The organism is Mesorhizobium sp. M0802 (assembly GCF_040320115.1).
Lineage (GTDB): Bacteria > Pseudomonadota > Alphaproteobacteria > Rhizobiales > Rhizobiaceae > Mesorhizobium.
Genome location: NZ_JAMYOY010000002.1, coordinates 364,500 through 380,028, shown reverse-complemented (window position 1 = coordinate 380,028; position 15,529 = coordinate 364,500). Strand labels below are relative to the sequence as shown.

Here is a 15,529-nt window from a genome sequence, read left to right as displayed (position 1 = left end):
GCGGAGAAACAGCCATGGCGGGCAACAAGGATCATGGCGGGCTTGGCGCCGCCTATTCAGCGCAACGGCCCGAGGACGTCGCCGCGATCTATGACAATTGGTCGGAGACCTACGATGCCGATATGTCAGCCGCCGGCTACCGTCATCCGACGATCTGCCTGGCCCTGCTCGCACGGCATCTGCCGCGCGGCGCGGCCCCGCTTCTCGATGCCGGGGCCGGCACCGGGCTGATCGGCGAGTGGCTGGCCATCACCGGCTATCCCCAGGTCGAAGCGCTCGATATTTCGCAAGGCATGCTATCTAAAGCGGCGGCAAAGGGCGTCTATTCGGCGCTGCATTGCCTGGCGCTCGGCGGGCCACTGCCCTTTGCCGACAATGCCTATGCCGGCATCGTCTCAGCCGGCGTTTTCACCTCCGGCCATGTCGGCGCCGAGGGACTGGACGAACTGATCCGCGTCTGCCGTCCCGGTGGCGTCATCGTGCTGACCATCAAGAACACGCTGTGGAACGCCGGCTTTGCCGATCGCATCGCTGCGCTCGAGGCTGAGGTCAGGGTCGTTCGTGCCGAGGAGACTGCGCCTTATGTTTCGATGCCGGGCGAGGCTGACACCGTGCCCAGCCGCGGCCTTGTACTCCGTGTGAGCTAATCCAGGTTTCGTCTACGCCTTGATCCTGCTCATCGAAGAATCGTACATCGGTTCGAGATGAATGTTGGCCGGCGTCCGTTCCATCGCGACCACCAGCTCATAGTCCCCTGAGCTGAGAAAATCGTCGCTGACGCCATCGGCGTTGCGGACATAGCCATAGCCGATGTTCTTAGCCAGCGTGTAGCCATAACCGCCGCTGGTGAGATAGCCGACCGGTTCGCCATTGCGCAAAATCGTCTCGCGCCCGACCAGCACGATATCGGGATCGTCGACCGTGAAGCCGGCAAAGCGTTTCTTCAGGTCGGCGCCGCTGATCTTTTCGAGCGCCCGCCGGCCGACGAAATCGGTGTTCTTCCTCAGCTTCACCGCCCAGCCGAGGCCGGCCTCCTGAGGCGTGTCGTTGGGGGTGATGTCGGAGCCCCAGGCGCGGTAGCCTTTCTCCAGCCGAAGTGATTCCAGCGCCCGGTAGCCGATCGGCCGGATGCCGTGCGGCTTGCCTGCCGCCATCAGCGTGTCGAAAATCTCGCCGGTGGCGGCGATCGGCACATGCAATTCCCAACCAAGCTCGCCGACATAGGTGACGCGCAGCGCCCGAACCGTATGGCCGGCGGTCGTGATCTCGCCGATATGGCCGAACGGGAAGGCGGCGTTCGAGACATCGGCATCGGTCACGGCAGCCAGAACGTCGCGGGCCCGCGGCCCCATCAGTGACAGCGTGCCGAAATCCTCAGTGACATCTTTCAGCGTCACGTCGAGACCCTTGCCGACATGGTCGCCGATCCAGGAGAGATCATGCGTGCGGAAGCCGGTGCCGGTCACGACGTAGAATTTGTCTTCGGCGAGCCTGGCCACCGTCAAATCGGCCTCGATGCCGCCGCGCGTGTTGAGAAGCTGCGTGTAGGTCAGCCGTCCCACCGGCTTGGCGACATCGTTGGCGCAGATCCAGTCCAGCGCCTTAGCCGCATCCGAACCCGTCATTTCGTATTTGGCGAAGGACGACTGGTCGAAGATGCCGACTTTCTCGCGCACATGGCGATGCTCCTCGCCGACCGGGCCAAACCAGTTCTGCCGGCCCATGGAATAAATGTCTTCGGATGTGGCGCCCTGCGGCGCGAACCAGTTCGGCCGTTCCCAGCCGAGCTTGGAGCCGAACACCGCGCGGTGCGCTTTCAGCCGCTCGTAGAGCGGCGAGACGATGCGCGGCCGGCCCGAGACGTACTCCTCATGCGGAAAGCCGATCGTGTAATGCTTGCCATAGGCTTCCAGCGTGCGATCGCTGACCCATTGCCGGTCGCGGTGCAAATTGGAAAAGCGCCTGATGTCGACCACCCAAAGGTCGAGCGGCGCTTCACCATCGACAACCCATTGCGCCAGCACCCAGCCGGCGCCGCCGCCGGAAGCGATGCCGAAGGCGTTGAAGCCGGCGCCGACGAACATGTTGGCGCATTCGGGCGCGACACCGAGGATGAAATTGCCGTCCGGCGTAAAACTCTCCGGCCCGTTGATCATCTGCTTGACGCCGACCGTCTCCAGCGCCGGCACGCGCGCGATCGCCTGGCTCATATGCTGTTCGAAATGATCGTAGTCGTCGTCGAACAGGCGGAACTCCCAGTCATCGGGGACATCGCCGCCGGGCAGGCCGGTCGCCCAGGCCTGCGGGTTCGGCTCATAGCCGCCCATCACCAGCCCGCCGACCTCTTCCTTGAAATAGGTGCGGCGGTCGGGATCGCGGATCGTCGGCGCGTCGGTCGCCAGCCCGTCGATCTTCTCGGTTATGATGTACTGGTGCTTGACCGGTTGCAGCGGCACGCAAATGCCGGCCATCGCGCCGACCTGGCGTGACCATTGCCCGGCGCAGTTCACCACCTTGTCGCAAGCAATGTCGCCCTTGTTGGTCTTCACCGCGGTGATGTGCCCGTCCGTCATGTCAAAGCCGGTAACGCGGACGTCCTCGAACAGCTTGGCGCCATGCATGCGCGCGCCCTTGGCCAGCGACTGCGTGATGTCGGAGGGGCTGGCCTGCCCATCGGTCGGCAGCCAGGAGGCGCCGACGAGGTCGCCGGTCTCCAGCAGCGGCCACATCTTTTTGACCTCCCCCGGCGACAGCAACTGCATGTCCATGCCGAAGCTCCTGGCCGTCGTCGCCAGCCGTTTATATTCGGTCCAGCGGTCGGCATTGGTCGCAAGCCTGAGGCACCCGGTCATCTTCCAGCCGGTAGCGAGCCCGGTTTCGGCTTCCAGCCCCTTGTAGAGCTCGACCGAATATTTGAGCACGCGGGTGATCGAGGCGGACGAGCGCAGCTGGCCGACCAGCCCGGCCGCGTGCCAGGTCGAACCCGAGGTCAGCTTCCCCTGTTCCAGCAGCACGACATCGGCCTTGTGGTCGCGTGCCAGGTGATAGGCCGTCGAACAGCCGATAATGCCGCCGCCGATGACGACGATGCCGGCATGTGTAGGCAATGTCATGACTGTGTCCCGTACTTCGTGCGGTAATTGTCCAGCGCCCCGTCGAGCCGCGTCAGGTTCTCCGCGGTGTAGGCGACGTAGTCGATGCCGGGCGCGTCGAGGTAAAGTTCGGAAACCATGCTCCACATCGCCTCGCGCAGCAGCGAGGCGCATTGCATGGCCGCGTGCGAGCGGCGGATCGCCTCATCCGGCTCGCGCATGAAATACGCCGTGAGGAAAGTGAAGGACTCCGCGTCGCTCATCTCGGCGTTGGAGGCAACGCCGGCAAGATCGAACATAGCGGTGTTGAAACCGGCATATTCGAAATCGATGAGCCACAACCTGTCGCCATCGTCGAGGATATTTGCCGGCAAAAGATCATTGTGGCCGAACACGATCGGCAGCAGCTTCTGCGCCCGCTCCAGTTCGTCGGCCAGCGCCAGCAGCCTGGGCAGCTCGTCCCGCTTGCGGCTGCCGCCTTCGCTCAGCGTTCGCGCATAGTCGCGGATGACATGGAAGACCCAGAACATGAAGCCGGCGCCGGAGATGTGATTGGGCATCTCGCGATGGAACCCGCGCATAAGGGCTGCGACGCGGCCGATATTGGCGCGCACATCCTCGGCGACAAAGGTTTTCGCGCCGAGGAATTCCGTGACCATAATGCCGGGTTCGGAATGGCGGACCGCCGGCGCGAAGCCTGCGGCGTGCGCCGCGCGGGCCGTCATCACCTCGCGGTCGCGAAAGACGTGGTGAAATGGATAGTCCTGGCCGAAGCGCACGACATGCCGCCCGGCTGCGTCCTTGACCAGATAATTGGCGTTGCTGAGGCCGCCCGGCAGCGGCGCAATGTCGATGTTGCCGTTCCAGCAGGGCAAGGCCCGGATGCGGTCTTCAGCAGTCACGGGACCATCCCTGACTTTTGCGGAGCTTTCTTGGGCGCCATGCGCCGCGCAACGAGCGTTGGGAAACGCAAAAAATCTCGTCGGTGCGGGACGCAGGAACTCCTATCCCGCGCCGCACCGACGAGCCCCTCTGGCCAGGTTTTGATACCCGGTCTCCGCCCCCGCGGATTTGAGAAACTTTTGTGCCAGTTCAAACCCAGACGGTCTGGCCAGACGGTCCGGTCCGTGAATTGCGGCTCTGCCATCACCCTCCCGTGGCAGTTCCGAAGCTGTCACGCCGTCAATGTCACGCCAGTGCTACCTAACTGTCAATGAAATGTTGTGACTTTTTTTGGGTGTTTTGCCCGAAACCACGAGCAATTCCTTTAAAAACGGCGGCATTGCCCTAAAACCGGGCAGGCCGCAAATTGAGGAAGTCAGATGATCCATTCGAAACGGCATGGCGAAATCCTCCGCCTCCTCAAGGAAGAGGGCACCGTCACCATTGCCAGCCTCGCCGACCGGCTGGGGGTTTCGCTTGAAACGGTGCGCCGGGATGTCAAGCCACTGACCGGCAATGGCTCGGTGCTCAAGATGCATGGCGCCATCGGCCTGCCGTCGATGGCCGGCGAAGCGCCCTTCGAGCGGCGCATGCGCGACAATGCCGAGGCCAAGCGGCTGATCGCCCGCATGGTCGCTGCCACCATTCGCGACGGTGAATCGGTCATGCTGGACACCGGCACCACGACCTCGTTCCTGGCCCGCGAACTGCTCGGCCACCGGCGGCTGACGGTCGTCACCAACTCGTCCGATATCGCCCGCACGCTGGCCACCGTCAACGGCAACAAGGTCTATATGGCCGGGGGCGAATTGCGCAGCGATTCCGGGGCCGCCTTCGGCGCCTCGGCGATCGATTTCGTCAGCCGCTTCTCGGTCAGCCATGCGGTGATTTCGATCGGCGCCGTCGATGCCGCCGCAGGCCTTGCCGACTACGATCTGGAAGAGGCGGAGTTCGCCCGCATGGTGCTGTCGCGCGGCCAGCGCTCGCTGGTCATCACCGACCACACCAAGTTCGGTCGCCAGGGTCTGGTCCAGGTCTGCGGCTTCGACGGTTTTTCCGAACTCGCCACCGACCAGCCGCCGCCGCGCGACATTGCCTCGGCACTTGCCGAGGCTGGAGCGCGCCTCAGCATCGCTGCGGCCTAGCCAAACACCAGCGACTGGCGCGCCGCGATCCCGGCCCATGCCGCCACCCGATACCACGAAGGCGATGTTGTGCATCATGCGCGCCGCGTCGCCGGCCGCATAAGATGTCGTTCTGGTGAAAAATTGTTTTTCAATCATCCCGCTCTTCGCAATGTCCATGCAACTTGGCAGCCGCAAACAGCGCCTCGTCGAAATGCGGGCCGGGCGAATCGCCCGCATCAGCAATGAGGCCACCATGCTGCAAACGATGCCTTGTCTTTCCTGGACGCTTGCGCGCTCCGACCTGGAAGCGGACCCGGCTTGGCCGGATATTCCGCAACTTTCCGCCGGCGACGGTGTATGACGGTGTATAAGGTGTCCAGGATCAAGAACCTCAAAACCTATGACTGGCGCTTCGCATGACTGATCCACTGTCGGCGATCCTGGGCTTCGGCCTGCTTGGTGTCGGCTGTCTCGCCTTCACTGAAAAGATCCTGCCGCTGCCGCCCTCGCATGTGCTGCTGCTGTTCCTCGGCATGACGGCAGCCTCCGATCTCCTGGGGCTGGCGATTCTGCTCCTGGTGACGACGCTGTCCGCCATCACAGGCTGCCTTGTCTGGTATAGTGTGGGCCGTAGGATTGGATTGGATCGTGCCGACAGGCTGGTCGAGCGTTTCGGCAAATATGTCTGCTTGCGCTATGCGACCTACAGCAAGCTTGGTCAGGCCTACCGCCGCCATCATGTCCGGGTCTCCTTGCTGGCGCAGTTCATCCCGACGGTTCGCAACTATCTGCCGATCGCGGCCGGCGCGCTCCGTCTTCCACTCTTGCCCTTCGCGGCGGCGACGCTGCTCGGCGCCACTTTGTGGAACACCGGCTTCCTCGTCACCGGCTACCTTATGCGCGGCAGCGGCCAGGATTCCTATGCCATCGGCTTTCGCATCATCGTCATCGTTTTGGCGCTGGAGACGGCGTTTATGCTCGCGCTTCGCTACGGTCCTGCCTGCCGGCGGCGCCTCGGGTTCGGCTGACCAGGAGGCGCCTCAAGCCGTATGGGTATAAGCTCCGCCTTCGGCTTTCCTTCCCCGGCGCGCCGGTGTTTAGTCCGGCCATGGCTTTCACCATCCGCCAGCTGCAGTTCTTCATTGCCGTCGCCGAGCAAGGCACGGTGTCGGGCGCCGCACAAAACCTCTCCATCTCGCAATCCTCGGTCACCGAGGCGATCAAGGAGCTGGAGAGCGATCTCGGCGTCGAATTGTTCGAGCGCCATCCGCGTGGCCTCAACATTACCCACAAAGGCCACCAGTTCCTGCGCCATGCGACCAAGATCCTGGCCGACGTCTCCGACGCGCGCCGCGCTTTTTCCGACGACCAGGTGGTGGCCGGCGGGCGCCTGCAGCTCGGCGTCACCTCGCTGGTCGCGGGCTATGTGCTGTCCGATCTGCTGGCGCGCTACCGCCGCGCCTATCCCGGCGTCGATGTCTCGGCCATCGAGGACAATGGCGACTATCTCGAACATCTGCTGATCGGCGGCAAGCTCGACATTGCCGTCATGGTCACCTCCAATTTGCGCGACCGCACCGCGCTGCAGTCGGAAATCCTCGAGGTCTCGGCCTACCGGCTGTGGGTCCCGCTCGGCCACAAGCTGGCCAGCGCCGACATTATCGGCATAGGCGACATTGCCGGCGAGCCGCTGATCATGCTGACCGTCGACGAGATCGAGGAGAACACCGGCAAGCTTCTGGCGGCGATCGGCGCCAGGCCGCATGTCGCCTTTCGCACCCGCTCGGTCGAAGCCGTTCGCAGCCTCGTCGCCACAGGTGCGGGCGTGGCGTTGCTGCCCGACCTAGTCTACCGGCCGTGGTCGCTGGAAGGCGACCGCATCGAATCGCGCGACATTTCGGGTTCCCTGCCGGTCGTCCAGGTCGGCATGGTCTGGCGCCGCGGCTCCGGTCTGCCGCAGGCGTCGCGCGACTTCATCGGCCTTGCCCAGTCGCAGCGTATGGTACGCCAGCAGCGTTGATAGGGTGCGTGGTTATCTATCGGAAAAACCGATATCGCGTTTCTGATAAATGAATTTGCGAAACCGGAATTTTCCGAGCACTTTCATGTCAGGGACGAAAGCCGCCATCAGAGCGGCAACGTGCCATCGGATGAACTGACGCTTTTCAGCCTGCGGCTGACCGCGGCGGCGACTCGCTTCGCAGTCAGGCGCCAAAATGGGAGATTGACGATGAATTCATTCCTGAAGACGTGCACCGCCTTGACGGTCGCGCTGACCTTTTCCGGTCAGGCCGTCGCCCAGGTCAAGGAACTTGGCAAGGGCGAAGGGGAGGTCAGCATCGTTGCCTGGCCGGGGTACATCGAGCGCGGCGAAACCGACAAGGGCTATGACTGGGTGACCTCCTTCGAGAAGGAGAGCGGCTGCAAGGTCAACGTCAAGACCGCGAACACCTCCGACGAGATGGTCTCGCTGATGAATGAGGGTGGGTTCGATCTAGTCACCGCTTCGGGTGACGCATCGCTGCGCCTCGTTGCCGGCAAGCGCGTGCAGCCGATCAACACCGATCTCATCCCGAGCTGGAAGGCGGTAGACGACCGTCTGAAGGATGCGCCCTGGTTCACCGTCGACAAGGTGCATTACGGCGTTCCCTATCAGTGGGGCCCGAACATCCTGATGTACAACACCGATGTCTTCAAGGAAGCGCCCAAGAGCTGGAACGTCGTCTTCGAGGAAATGAACCTGCCGGACGGCAAGTCCAACAAGGGCCGCGTCCAGGCCTATGACGGCCCGATCCACATCGCCGACGCCGCCAACTATTTGATGTTCCACAAGCCGGAACTCGGCATCAAGGACCCGTACGAATTGAACGAAGACCAGTACAAGGCAGCGCTCGAGCTGCTGCGTGTTCAGCGGACGCTGGTCGGCCGCTACTGGCATGACGCCGCCATCCAGGTCGACGACTTCCAGAACGAAGGCGTCGTCGCTTCCGGTTCGTGGCCTTACCAGGTCAACACGCTGGTTGCCGCCAAGAAGCCGGTCGCCTCGACCGTGCCGGAAGAAGGCGTCACCGGCTGGGCCGACACCACCATGATGGAGGCCGACGCCGCGCATCCCAACTGCGCCTATATGTGGCTTGAGCATTCGCTGTCGCCCAAGGTGCAAGGCGATGTCTCGGCCTGGTTCGGCTCGCTCCCCGTGGTGCCCGCTGCCTGCAAGGGCAACGAGCTGCTCGGCGAGGAAGGCTGCAAGACCAACGGCTACGAGAACTTCGACAAGATCAAGTTCTGGAAGACGCCGGTCTCGAAGTGCGCCACCCAGAACGACCAGTGCGTGCCCTACTACCGCTGGGTGTCCGACTATATCGGCGTCATCGGCGGGCGGTGAGCTCCCTTAACCCTCCCCCTTGTGGGGAGGGTCGACGCGCAGCGTCGGGGTGGGGGCAACGCTGACGTCCGGTGCTAGTCACCCCACCCGCGGCTTCGCCGCGACCTCCCCCATCGAGGGGGAGGTGAAGTGCCGTGCCCGCTGGCCTGATTGGTGGCGGCAAGAGCTATTTCGACGAACCACAAACCGGCAACAGACGGACAGCCCATGACATCGGCCGTTTCCTTCCAGAAAGTCTCTCGCCATTTCGGCAGCGTGCGCGCCGTCGATGCGGTCGATCTCGACATCGTGCCCGGCGAGTTCTTCGCCATGCTCGGTCCGTCGGGGTCAGGCAAGACGACCTGCCTGCGCCTCATCGCCGGCTTCGAGCAGCCGACATCGGGCTCGATCTCGATCTTCGGCGAACGCGCCGAGGGCGTGCCGCCCTATCGCCGCAACGTCAACACCGTGTTCCAGGACTACGCGCTGTTTCCGCATTTGAACGTGCTCGACAATGTCGGCTACGGGCTGATGGTCAAGGGCATCGCCAAGCCGCAACGACAGAAGGCGGCGGAAGAAGCGCTGTCGCTGGTGCGCCTGCCGGGCTATGGCGCCCGCCGTCCCGGCCAGCTCTCCGGCGGCCAACGCCAGCGCGTCGCGCTGGCCCGTGCGCTGGTCAACCAGCCCAAGGTGCTTTTGCTCGACGAGCCGCTCGGCGCGCTCGACCTCAAGCTGCGCGAGAACATGCAGGAAGAGCTGAAGTCGCTGCAGAAGGCGCTCGGCATCACCTTCGTCTTCGTCACCCATGATCAGGGCGAAGCGCTGTCGATGGCCGACCGCGTTGCCGTCTTCAATGACGGCAAGATCATGCAGATCGGCACGCCGGAAGAAATCTACCAGCGGCCCAGGACACGCTTCGTCGCCGATTTCGTCGGCTCCTCCAATGTGTTGCCGCCGGATTTCGTCCACCGCTATTCCGGTGAGCACCGCTGGGGCAGCCTGCGTCCCGAATCCATCCGCATCGGCAGCATTGCGAAAGGCGAAGGGGTTGCCGCGCGCCTGGTCGGAACCAACTATCTCGGCGCTACCACAAAACTGGCGTTGGACGCTGATGGCCTGAGGCTGCACGCCATCGTGCCGGCCGGCACGAAACTGCCGGCGGAAGGCGAAGCGGTGGTGCTGACCTTCAACCGCGAGCATTTGCATTTGATGGACGAGCCGGCATGATTGAGGTTTGCGCCAAGCACCCCCCTCTGTCCTGCCGGACATCTCCCCCTCAAGGGGGGAGATTGGCTGTTCCTCCCGGTTTCGCCAATCTTCAACGTTGGGGATTTGGCGGGGCAGCGAACCTGCTGATCTCCCCCCTTGAGGGGGAGATGTCCGGCAGGACAGAGGGGGGTGTGAAGGAACGCTGCCTCTCACGGTTCCTTCAGCACGCGAGCGCCCCATGACCATCGCCGCGCTCGACTCAACCACCGCCCCCGCCATCCTGCCCGGCAGCGGCGGCGTGCGCGGTGCGCTGTCCGACCTGTTCTGGCGCAAGCCGCAACTCCTGCTGTTCCTCATGTTGGCGCCGCCGGTGCTGTGGCTCGGCGTCGTCTATATCGGTTCGCTGTTCGCACTTCTGGCGCAGAGCTTCTTCTCGATCGACGAATTTTCCGGCCTCATCAACCATGAGTTCACGCTGAAGACCTATGGCGACCTGTTCCAGCCCGCCAATCTCGACATCATCCTGCGCACGGTGACGATGGCGGTTCTGGTCACGCTGGCCTCCGCCGTCATCGCCTTCCCCATTGCCTATTACGCGGCGCGCTATGCCCGCGGCCGGTGGAAGGCGCTGTTTTATCTCGGAATCATGCTGCCGCTGTGGTCGAGCTACCTCGTCAAGATCTACGCTTGGAAGTTGATCCTCGCCAAGGAAGGCATTCTGACCTGGCTGCTGGCCAAATTGCATCTGCTTTGGATGCTCGATGGCTGGCTGTCGCTGCCGGTCGTCGGCGGCAATTCCCTGTCGGTCTCCGCCACCGGAACCTTCATCGCCTTCGTCTATGTCTGGCTGCCGTTCATGATCCTGCCGGTGCAGGCGGCGTTGGAGCGCGTGCCCGGCAATCTGGTCGAGGCGTCCTCCGATCTCGGGGCGTCGCCGGGCCAGACCTTCCGCAACGTGCTGTTCCCGCTGGCGCTGCCCGGCATCGTCGCCGGCTCGATCTTCACCTTCTCGCTGACGCTGGGCGACTACATCATCCCGCAGATCATCGGCACGTCGCGGCTGTTTATCGGCCAGGCCGTCTATTCGCAGCAGGGCACAGCCGGCAACATCCCGCTCGCCGCCGCCTTCACCGTCGTGCCCATCGTCATCATGGGTTTCTATCTCTGGGGCGCCAAGCGCATGGGGGCCTTCGATGCGCTCTGACGGTTCGCAATCCGCCCCGCTCGGCCTCAAGATCGCAGCCGCTTGCGGCCTGCTCTTCCTGCACCTGCCGATCCTGCTGATCTTCGTCTATGCCTTCACCACGGAAGAGAAGAGCTTCGTCTGGCCGCCGCCGGGGCTGACCACGCAATGGTTTGCCGTCACCTGGAACCGCCCTGATGTCTGGCAGGCGCTGTCGCTGTCGGTCCGCGTCGCCGTCATCTCGACGGCGATTGCCTTGATCCTGGGCACGCTGTGCGCCGCCGCCGTGTCGCGGACGAAATTCTTCGGCCGCGAGACCATCTCGCTGCTCGTCATCCTGCCGATCGCACTGCCCGGCATCATCACCGGCATCGCATTGCGCTCCGCCTTCTCGCTCGCCGACATACCGTTCTCGTTCTGGACGATCGTGCTCGGCCACGCCACCTTCTGCGTTGTCGTCGTCTACAACAATGCGGTCGCCCGTTTCCGCCGGTCATCGGGCTCGATGATCGAGGCCTCGATGGATCTCGGCGCCGACGGCTTCCAGACCTTCCGGCACGTCGTGCTGCCCAACATCGCCACCGCTCTGCTTGCCGGGGGGATGCTCGCCTTCGCGCTCTCCTTCGACGAGGTCATCGTCACCACCTTCACCGCCGGCCAGCAGCAGACAGTGCCGATCTGGATGCTGGAAGAGCTGATCCGCCCACGCCAGCGTCCGGTCACCAATGTCGTCGCCATGGTCGTGGTGCTGGTGACGCTGCTGCCCATCCTTGCCGCCTATTACCTGACCCGCGACGGCGACCAGATCGCCGGTTCGGGCAAATGAAGAACAGCGAATAGGGAGTAGCGAATAGCGAATAGGGGAGATTGCACGACCAGCCCTGTTCGCTACTCGCTATTCGCTACTCGCTCCTGACCGAGGAGAACCTGCATGGACACCCAGATGCTGATCGGCTCGAGCTTCGAGAACGGCACCGAGACCGAGGAGCCGATTCTGAATCCAAAGACCGGGGCGACCATTCTCAACCTGCCTGAAGCCAGCCAGGCGCAGATCGAGGCGGCTGTTACTGCCGCCGAGCGAGCGTTCGTCTTGTGGTCACGCACAACGCCGGCGCAGCGCTCCGGCTATCTCCTCAAGATCGCCGACCGCATCGAGGCCAACGCGCGGGAGTTCGCGGCGCTCGAGGCGCTGAATTGCGGCAAGCCGATCAACGCCGTGCTCAATGACGAAATCCCGGCGATCGTCGACTGCTATCGCTTCTTTGCCGGCGCGGTACGTTCAATGCCGGGCGTGGTCGCCGGCGAATATCTGCCCGGCCACACCTCGATGGTGCGGCGCGACCCGATCGGCATCGTCGCTTCCATCGCGCCGTGGAACTATCCACTGATGATGATGGCCTGGAAGCTGGCGCCGGCCATTGCCGGCGGCAACACCGTCGTCTTCAAGCCGTCGGAGCAGACGCCGCTGACGGCGCTGAAGCTGGCCAGGATCCTGGCCGAGGTTCTGCCCGAGGGCGTCGTCAATGTCGTGCTCGGCCGCGGCGACAGCGTCGGCAACACGCTGATTAATCACGCCAAGGTCAACATGATTTCGATCACCGGCGACGTCGCCACAGGCAAGAAGGTGCTGCAGGCCGCCGCCAAGTCGGTCAAGCGCACGCATCTGGAACTCGGCGGCAAGGCGCCGGTCATCGTTTTCGACGACGCCGACCTCGGCGCCGTGGTCAACGGCCTGCGCGCTTTCGGCTACTACAATGCCGGGCAGGATTGTACAGCCGCTTGCCGCATCTATGCCGGCAAGAAGATCTACGACAAGCTCGTCGCCGATCTCTCTTCTGCCGTCTCGACCATCAAATACAACCAGCCCGATGACACCGAAAACGAAATCGGGCCGCTGATCTCGCGCCGCCAGCGCGATCGCGTCTCGAGCTTCGTCGAGCGCGCTTCGGAACTGAAGCACATCGAGATCACCACCGGCGGCAAGCCCGGCGAAGGCTCCGGCTTCTATTACCAGCCGACGGTGGTTGCCGGCGCGCTGCAGGAAGACGAGATCGTGCGCCGCGAAGTGTTCGGTCCGGTCGTCTCCATCACCCGCTTCTCCGAAATCGATGAAGCCGTGAACTGGGCCAATGACAGCGACTACGGCCTGGCATCCTCGGTGTGGACCAAGAACGTCTCGCGCGCCATGGCGACGGCCGCCCGTCTGCAATATGGCTGCACCTGGATCAACACCCATTTCATGCTGACCAACGAGATGCCGCATGGCGGGTTGAAGCAGTCTGGCTACGGCAAGGACATGTCTCTCTATGCGCTGGAGGATTATACCGCCGTTCGTCATGTGATGGTGGCGCATGGGTAGAGGCCGCCACTATCTCTAAAATATTCGCCACCGCGTTTTCTGTATATTAATCGTGAGTTACTTTTGCGGTACGGCGGGAGTTCACGATTTACTGAATATTCAACCTGAACGAGCAGCCTCTTGCCGGGAAACCGCGCGGCGAGGGGTTTGCGCATGAACACGACCAAGATCAAGCTGGTACTCATTGCCGGCTTCTGTCTGCTGATCGCTGTGTTCGGCGGCAAGGACATGATCAAGAAGAGCGGCTGGCCCGAGGCGCCTGCTGAAATCCTCGCGGTCAATGTCGAATGCGACATGGAATCGACCACCCACAAGATTGTCTACAAGACCGTCAGCACCGCCACGATCCCGTGCGAACTGGTGGATGCGTTCAAGACGGTTCATGCTGACAAAGAGTGGAAGGTGACCCAGAAATTCACCGGCACCTTGCGCGTCGGCACCGGCGCCGACGCCGTCGAGGCCACGATGGAGCTGAACAAGAACGGTGCCCGCGAACCGCAGGTCGGCGACAAGCTCACCGTCGTCCAGAACCCCGCCAACCCCACCCAGATCGAACGCACCGGCATGACCGGCACCCGTTTGACGATCGTCATTGGGGCTGGACTGCTCGGCGCGTTGCTTCTCTATCTTGCTTTCAAACCCCGCCGGCGGATGTCGACCTCCGCCGTGGCGGGCAACCCTGCCGGAGATGCCGGCGCGGACCAGCGCGCGCGCCAGGCCGACGCCTTGATAGCGGCGGCCCTGGCCAAGCAGGCCACATTGCCCAATCAGCCGGCACGTGTCGCGGCTGCCGGATTGGCCAGGGAAGGGCGGTTTTCCGGGCAGCGGACGAGTTTCGGCCGCCGCAACTGATGGCCGAAAACTGCTGCACCTGCCACGGCTACTCCACGATGCGGTAGATGTTCCAAAGGCTGGTGCCTGAAACGACGTAGGGCTCCATCTCCTTGCCCCATTTGGCGTGCGCGTCGATCTTGCCGATCCTGGCGAAGAATCCCTCCAACTGGGCAAGGCTTTCGACCTGATGATGCGATTCGACCGTCGCTTCCCGAGCTCCGACCGAACCGGTCATGATCTGGAACTCGAGATCGGCAATGCCGACCTGAGAGCCGATCTCGCGTTCCCATTTCTTCAACAGGTCGAGTACGGTCTGCTTGTGCCCGAACTTGGCGTCGATCTGCCATCTGGCGCTGAACATTTTTGTCTCCTCCAGTTTTGCGGCCCAAACCGCGGTTGATCTTTTCGCGGTGCAACTACTCGTCCCAGGCCTGCACGACGGTCTGTCGTGCAATCCGCCCATTCTTCAGCTCCAGCATCGCCGCGCAGAACACTTTCGTTCCGTCCGGATAGGCGCAGGCCTGGGTGAAGGCGAGATTGTCGCCATCGGCGATGGTGGTGTCGACCTTGTGGGTCATCGCCCGGCTGCAGATGTCGTCCCAGAACGTGCTGATCGCCGCCCGGCCGCGGATCTCGCGCGGCTTGCTCGGCGGATTGTTGCGGTCGATCACCCGCACCAGTGCGTCGTCGGCATAGAAGCTCGCCAGCATCCTGCCGTCCCGTCCTTCGATCGCTTTCTTGATCGCCGCGCCGTCCACGCTTTGCGTCTTTGTCAGCATTTCTTCCTCCATGGCCCGTCGATCGGGCGGTTGATGATCAAGCACTGCCCGGCGGCACCGCCCGGCATTTTATTTCACTGCGACTTGGCTTTGACGGCTGCGAACACGCCGTCGGTCTGCTGTTTGAACGTCGCGAAATTGACCTGGCTGCCGTTGAGCATCGTCGACCAGTGACGCACGATGGCCGCCATCGCGATCGCCTCCTTGATCTCCTCATCGGTCGCGCCGTTGAGCTTGGCGGCCTCGGTGTGGAAATAGATGCAGTACTGGCAGGGGATCTGCGAGGCGACGGCCAGCCCCAGCAGTTCCTTGGTCTTGCCGTCGAGCGCGGTCTTGGGGTTGAGCTGCACACCCTTGATCTCGGCCCAGGCGCCGGCAACGGCGACATCGGGCAGCGTCTTGAACATGTCCGGCACCGAGCCGAGCGTCGCCTCGATGTCCTTGTAGGCGGCGGCCGCCGAGGCATCCTCGGCCCTGGCGGGAGCGATCGTGAACAGCGCGCCAACGCCTGCCGCTATCACCAGCGATTTGATCGACCTGTTTGACTTCAGCATTGCATCCTCCGTTCGCAGTGCCTTTCCCGGCGACATCCGCCTGGCCTGCATGGAGAGAATTGGTACGCCTCGACCCCACCTGGCCG

General features: G+C 63.3%; 16 protein-coding genes. 11 read left to right on the top strand and 5 right to left on the bottom strand.

What is annotated here, in order from left to right:
- The first annotated feature begins 14 nt into the window (after positions 1–14).
- Entirely contained in the window at positions 15–647 is a 633-nt protein-coding gene (locus NKI10_RS05040) for a class I SAM-dependent DNA methyltransferase (RefSeq protein WP_352858946.1), read from the top strand.
- A gap of 12 nt (positions 648–659) precedes the next feature.
- Here NKI10_RS05040 and NKI10_RS05035 read toward each other — a convergent pair whose 3' ends face one another.
- On the bottom strand, positions 660–3,113 hold the full coding sequence (locus tag NKI10_RS05035; protein ID WP_352858944.1) for a GcvT family protein: 2,454 nt from the start codon (positions 3,111–3,113) through the stop codon (positions 660–662).
- The gene (locus NKI10_RS05030; RefSeq protein ID WP_352763628.1) at positions 3,110–3,994 is read right to left on the bottom strand and encodes a phosphotransferase; all 885 of its coding nucleotides are present in this window, start codon (positions 3,992–3,994) and stop codon (positions 3,110–3,112) included. Before NKI10_RS05030 ends, NKI10_RS05035 begins: the two co-directional genes overlap by 4 nt.
- 420 nt (positions 3,995–4,414) lie before the next feature.
- On the opposite strand from NKI10_RS05030, the gene NKI10_RS05025 reads away from it, so the two are divergent.
- The 10 genes from NKI10_RS05025 to NKI10_RS04980 all read left to right on the top strand — a co-directional run bounded on the left by NKI10_RS05025 (position 4,415) and on the right by NKI10_RS04980 (position 14,128).
- Positions 4,415–5,179 carry a DeoR/GlpR family DNA-binding transcription regulator gene (locus NKI10_RS05025; RefSeq protein WP_023685103.1) on the top strand — a complete coding sequence of 255 codons (765 nt, stop codon included), beginning with the start codon at positions 4,415–4,417 and terminating at the stop codon, positions 5,177–5,179.
- Between the two features lie 157 nt (positions 5,180–5,336).
- Positions 5,337–5,522 carry a hypothetical protein gene (locus NKI10_RS05020; RefSeq protein ID WP_156933986.1) on the top strand — a complete coding sequence of 62 codons (186 nt, stop codon included), beginning with the start codon at positions 5,337–5,339 and terminating at the stop codon, positions 5,520–5,522.
- A gap of 55 nt (positions 5,523–5,577) precedes the next feature.
- Positions 5,578–6,189, top strand: coding sequence for a DedA family protein (locus NKI10_RS05015; RefSeq protein WP_352858941.1), 612 nt, complete (start codon positions 5,578–5,580; stop codon positions 6,187–6,189).
- 80 nt (positions 6,190–6,269) lie between these two features.
- Positions 6,270–7,181 carry a LysR family transcriptional regulator gene (locus NKI10_RS05010; RefSeq protein WP_023673412.1) on the top strand — a complete coding sequence of 304 codons (912 nt, stop codon included), beginning with the start codon at positions 6,270–6,272 and terminating at the stop codon, positions 7,179–7,181.
- A 210-nt stretch (positions 7,182–7,391) separates the two neighbouring features.
- Entirely contained in the window at positions 7,392–8,546 is a 1,155-nt protein-coding gene (locus NKI10_RS05005) for an ABC transporter substrate-binding protein (RefSeq protein ID WP_023692632.1), read from the top strand.
- Between the two features lie 207 nt (positions 8,547–8,753).
- Complete coding sequence (locus NKI10_RS05000) at positions 8,754–9,752, top strand: ABC transporter ATP-binding protein (RefSeq protein WP_023831169.1); 999 nt, start codon at positions 8,754–8,756, stop codon at positions 9,750–9,752.
- A gap of 220 nt (positions 9,753–9,972) precedes the next feature.
- Positions 9,973–10,938, top strand: a complete 966-nt coding sequence (locus tag NKI10_RS04995; protein WP_352858939.1) for an ABC transporter permease — start codon at positions 9,973–9,975, stop codon at positions 10,936–10,938.
- A complete protein-coding gene (locus NKI10_RS04990; RefSeq protein WP_352858937.1) occupies positions 10,928–11,743 on the top strand; it encodes an ABC transporter permease in 816 nt (271 codons plus the stop codon). The genes NKI10_RS04995 and NKI10_RS04990 overlap by 11 nt, the downstream gene beginning before the upstream one ends.
- 105 nt (positions 11,744–11,848) lie before the next feature.
- The gene (locus NKI10_RS04985; protein WP_352858936.1) at positions 11,849–13,276 is read left to right on the top strand and encodes a gamma-aminobutyraldehyde dehydrogenase; all 1,428 of its coding nucleotides are present in this window, start codon (positions 11,849–11,851) and stop codon (positions 13,274–13,276) included.
- Positions 13,277–13,429: 153 nt separating this feature from the next.
- Entirely contained in the window at positions 13,430–14,128 is a 699-nt protein-coding gene (locus NKI10_RS04980; protein WP_023755750.1) for a DUF3592 domain-containing protein, read from the top strand.
- A 28-nt stretch (positions 14,129–14,156) separates the two neighbouring features.
- Here the strand turns inward: NKI10_RS04980 and NKI10_RS04975 are convergent, their stop codons facing one another.
- From NKI10_RS04975 to NKI10_RS04965, 3 genes are all read right to left on the bottom strand, one after another.
- Entirely contained in the window at positions 14,157–14,471 is a 315-nt protein-coding gene (locus NKI10_RS04975) for a hypothetical protein (protein WP_023738143.1), read from the bottom strand.
- Between the two features lie 55 nt (positions 14,472–14,526).
- The gene (locus NKI10_RS04970; protein WP_023688799.1) at positions 14,527–14,889 is read right to left on the bottom strand and encodes a nuclear transport factor 2 family protein; all 363 of its coding nucleotides are present in this window, start codon (positions 14,887–14,889) and stop codon (positions 14,527–14,529) included.
- Positions 14,890–14,963: 74 nt separating this feature from the next.
- A complete protein-coding gene (locus NKI10_RS04965; RefSeq protein ID WP_023828556.1) occupies positions 14,964–15,443 on the bottom strand; it encodes a carboxymuconolactone decarboxylase family protein in 480 nt (159 codons plus the stop codon).
- Positions 15,444–15,529: the final 86 nt, after the last annotated feature.

Bases quoted from the DNA above. Each gene is read 5' to 3' on its own strand.
- NKI10_RS05040 (WP_352858946.1), top strand. From the start codon at position 15: ATGGCGGGCAACAAGGATCATGGCGGGCTTGGCGCCGCCTATTCAGCG.
- NKI10_RS05035 (WP_352858944.1), bottom strand. From the start codon at position 3,113: ATGACATTGCCTACACATGCCGGCATCGTCGTCATCGGCGGCGGCATT.
- NKI10_RS05025 (WP_023685103.1), top strand. From the start codon at position 4,415: ATGATCCATTCGAAACGGCATGGCGAAATCCTCCGCCTCCTCAAGGAA.
- NKI10_RS05020 (WP_156933986.1), top strand. From the start codon at position 5,337: ATGCAACTTGGCAGCCGCAAACAGCGCCTCGTCGAAATGCGGGCCGGG.
- NKI10_RS05015 (WP_352858941.1), top strand. From the start codon at position 5,578: ATGACTGATCCACTGTCGGCGATCCTGGGCTTCGGCCTGCTTGGTGTC.
- NKI10_RS05010 (WP_023673412.1), top strand. From the start codon at position 6,270: ATGGCTTTCACCATCCGCCAGCTGCAGTTCTTCATTGCCGTCGCCGAG.
- NKI10_RS05005 (WP_023692632.1), top strand. From the start codon at position 7,392: ATGAATTCATTCCTGAAGACGTGCACCGCCTTGACGGTCGCGCTGACC.
- NKI10_RS05000 (WP_023831169.1), top strand. From the start codon at position 8,754: ATGACATCGGCCGTTTCCTTCCAGAAAGTCTCTCGCCATTTCGGCAGC.
- NKI10_RS04995 (WP_352858939.1), top strand. From the start codon at position 9,973: ATGACCATCGCCGCGCTCGACTCAACCACCGCCCCCGCCATCCTGCCC.
- NKI10_RS04990 (WP_352858937.1), top strand. From the start codon at position 10,928: ATGCGCTCTGACGGTTCGCAATCCGCCCCGCTCGGCCTCAAGATCGCA.
- NKI10_RS04985 (WP_352858936.1), top strand. From the start codon at position 11,849: ATGGACACCCAGATGCTGATCGGCTCGAGCTTCGAGAACGGCACCGAG.
- NKI10_RS04980 (WP_023755750.1), top strand. From the start codon at position 13,430: ATGAACACGACCAAGATCAAGCTGGTACTCATTGCCGGCTTCTGTCTG.
- NKI10_RS04975 (WP_023738143.1), bottom strand. From the start codon at position 14,471: ATGTTCAGCGCCAGATGGCAGATCGACGCCAAGTTCGGGCACAAGCAG.
- NKI10_RS04970 (WP_023688799.1), bottom strand. From the start codon at position 14,889: ATGCTGACAAAGACGCAAAGCGTGGACGGCGCGGCGATCAAGAAAGCG.
- NKI10_RS04965 (WP_023828556.1), bottom strand. From the start codon at position 15,443: ATGCTGAAGTCAAACAGGTCGATCAAATCGCTGGTGATAGCGGCAGGC.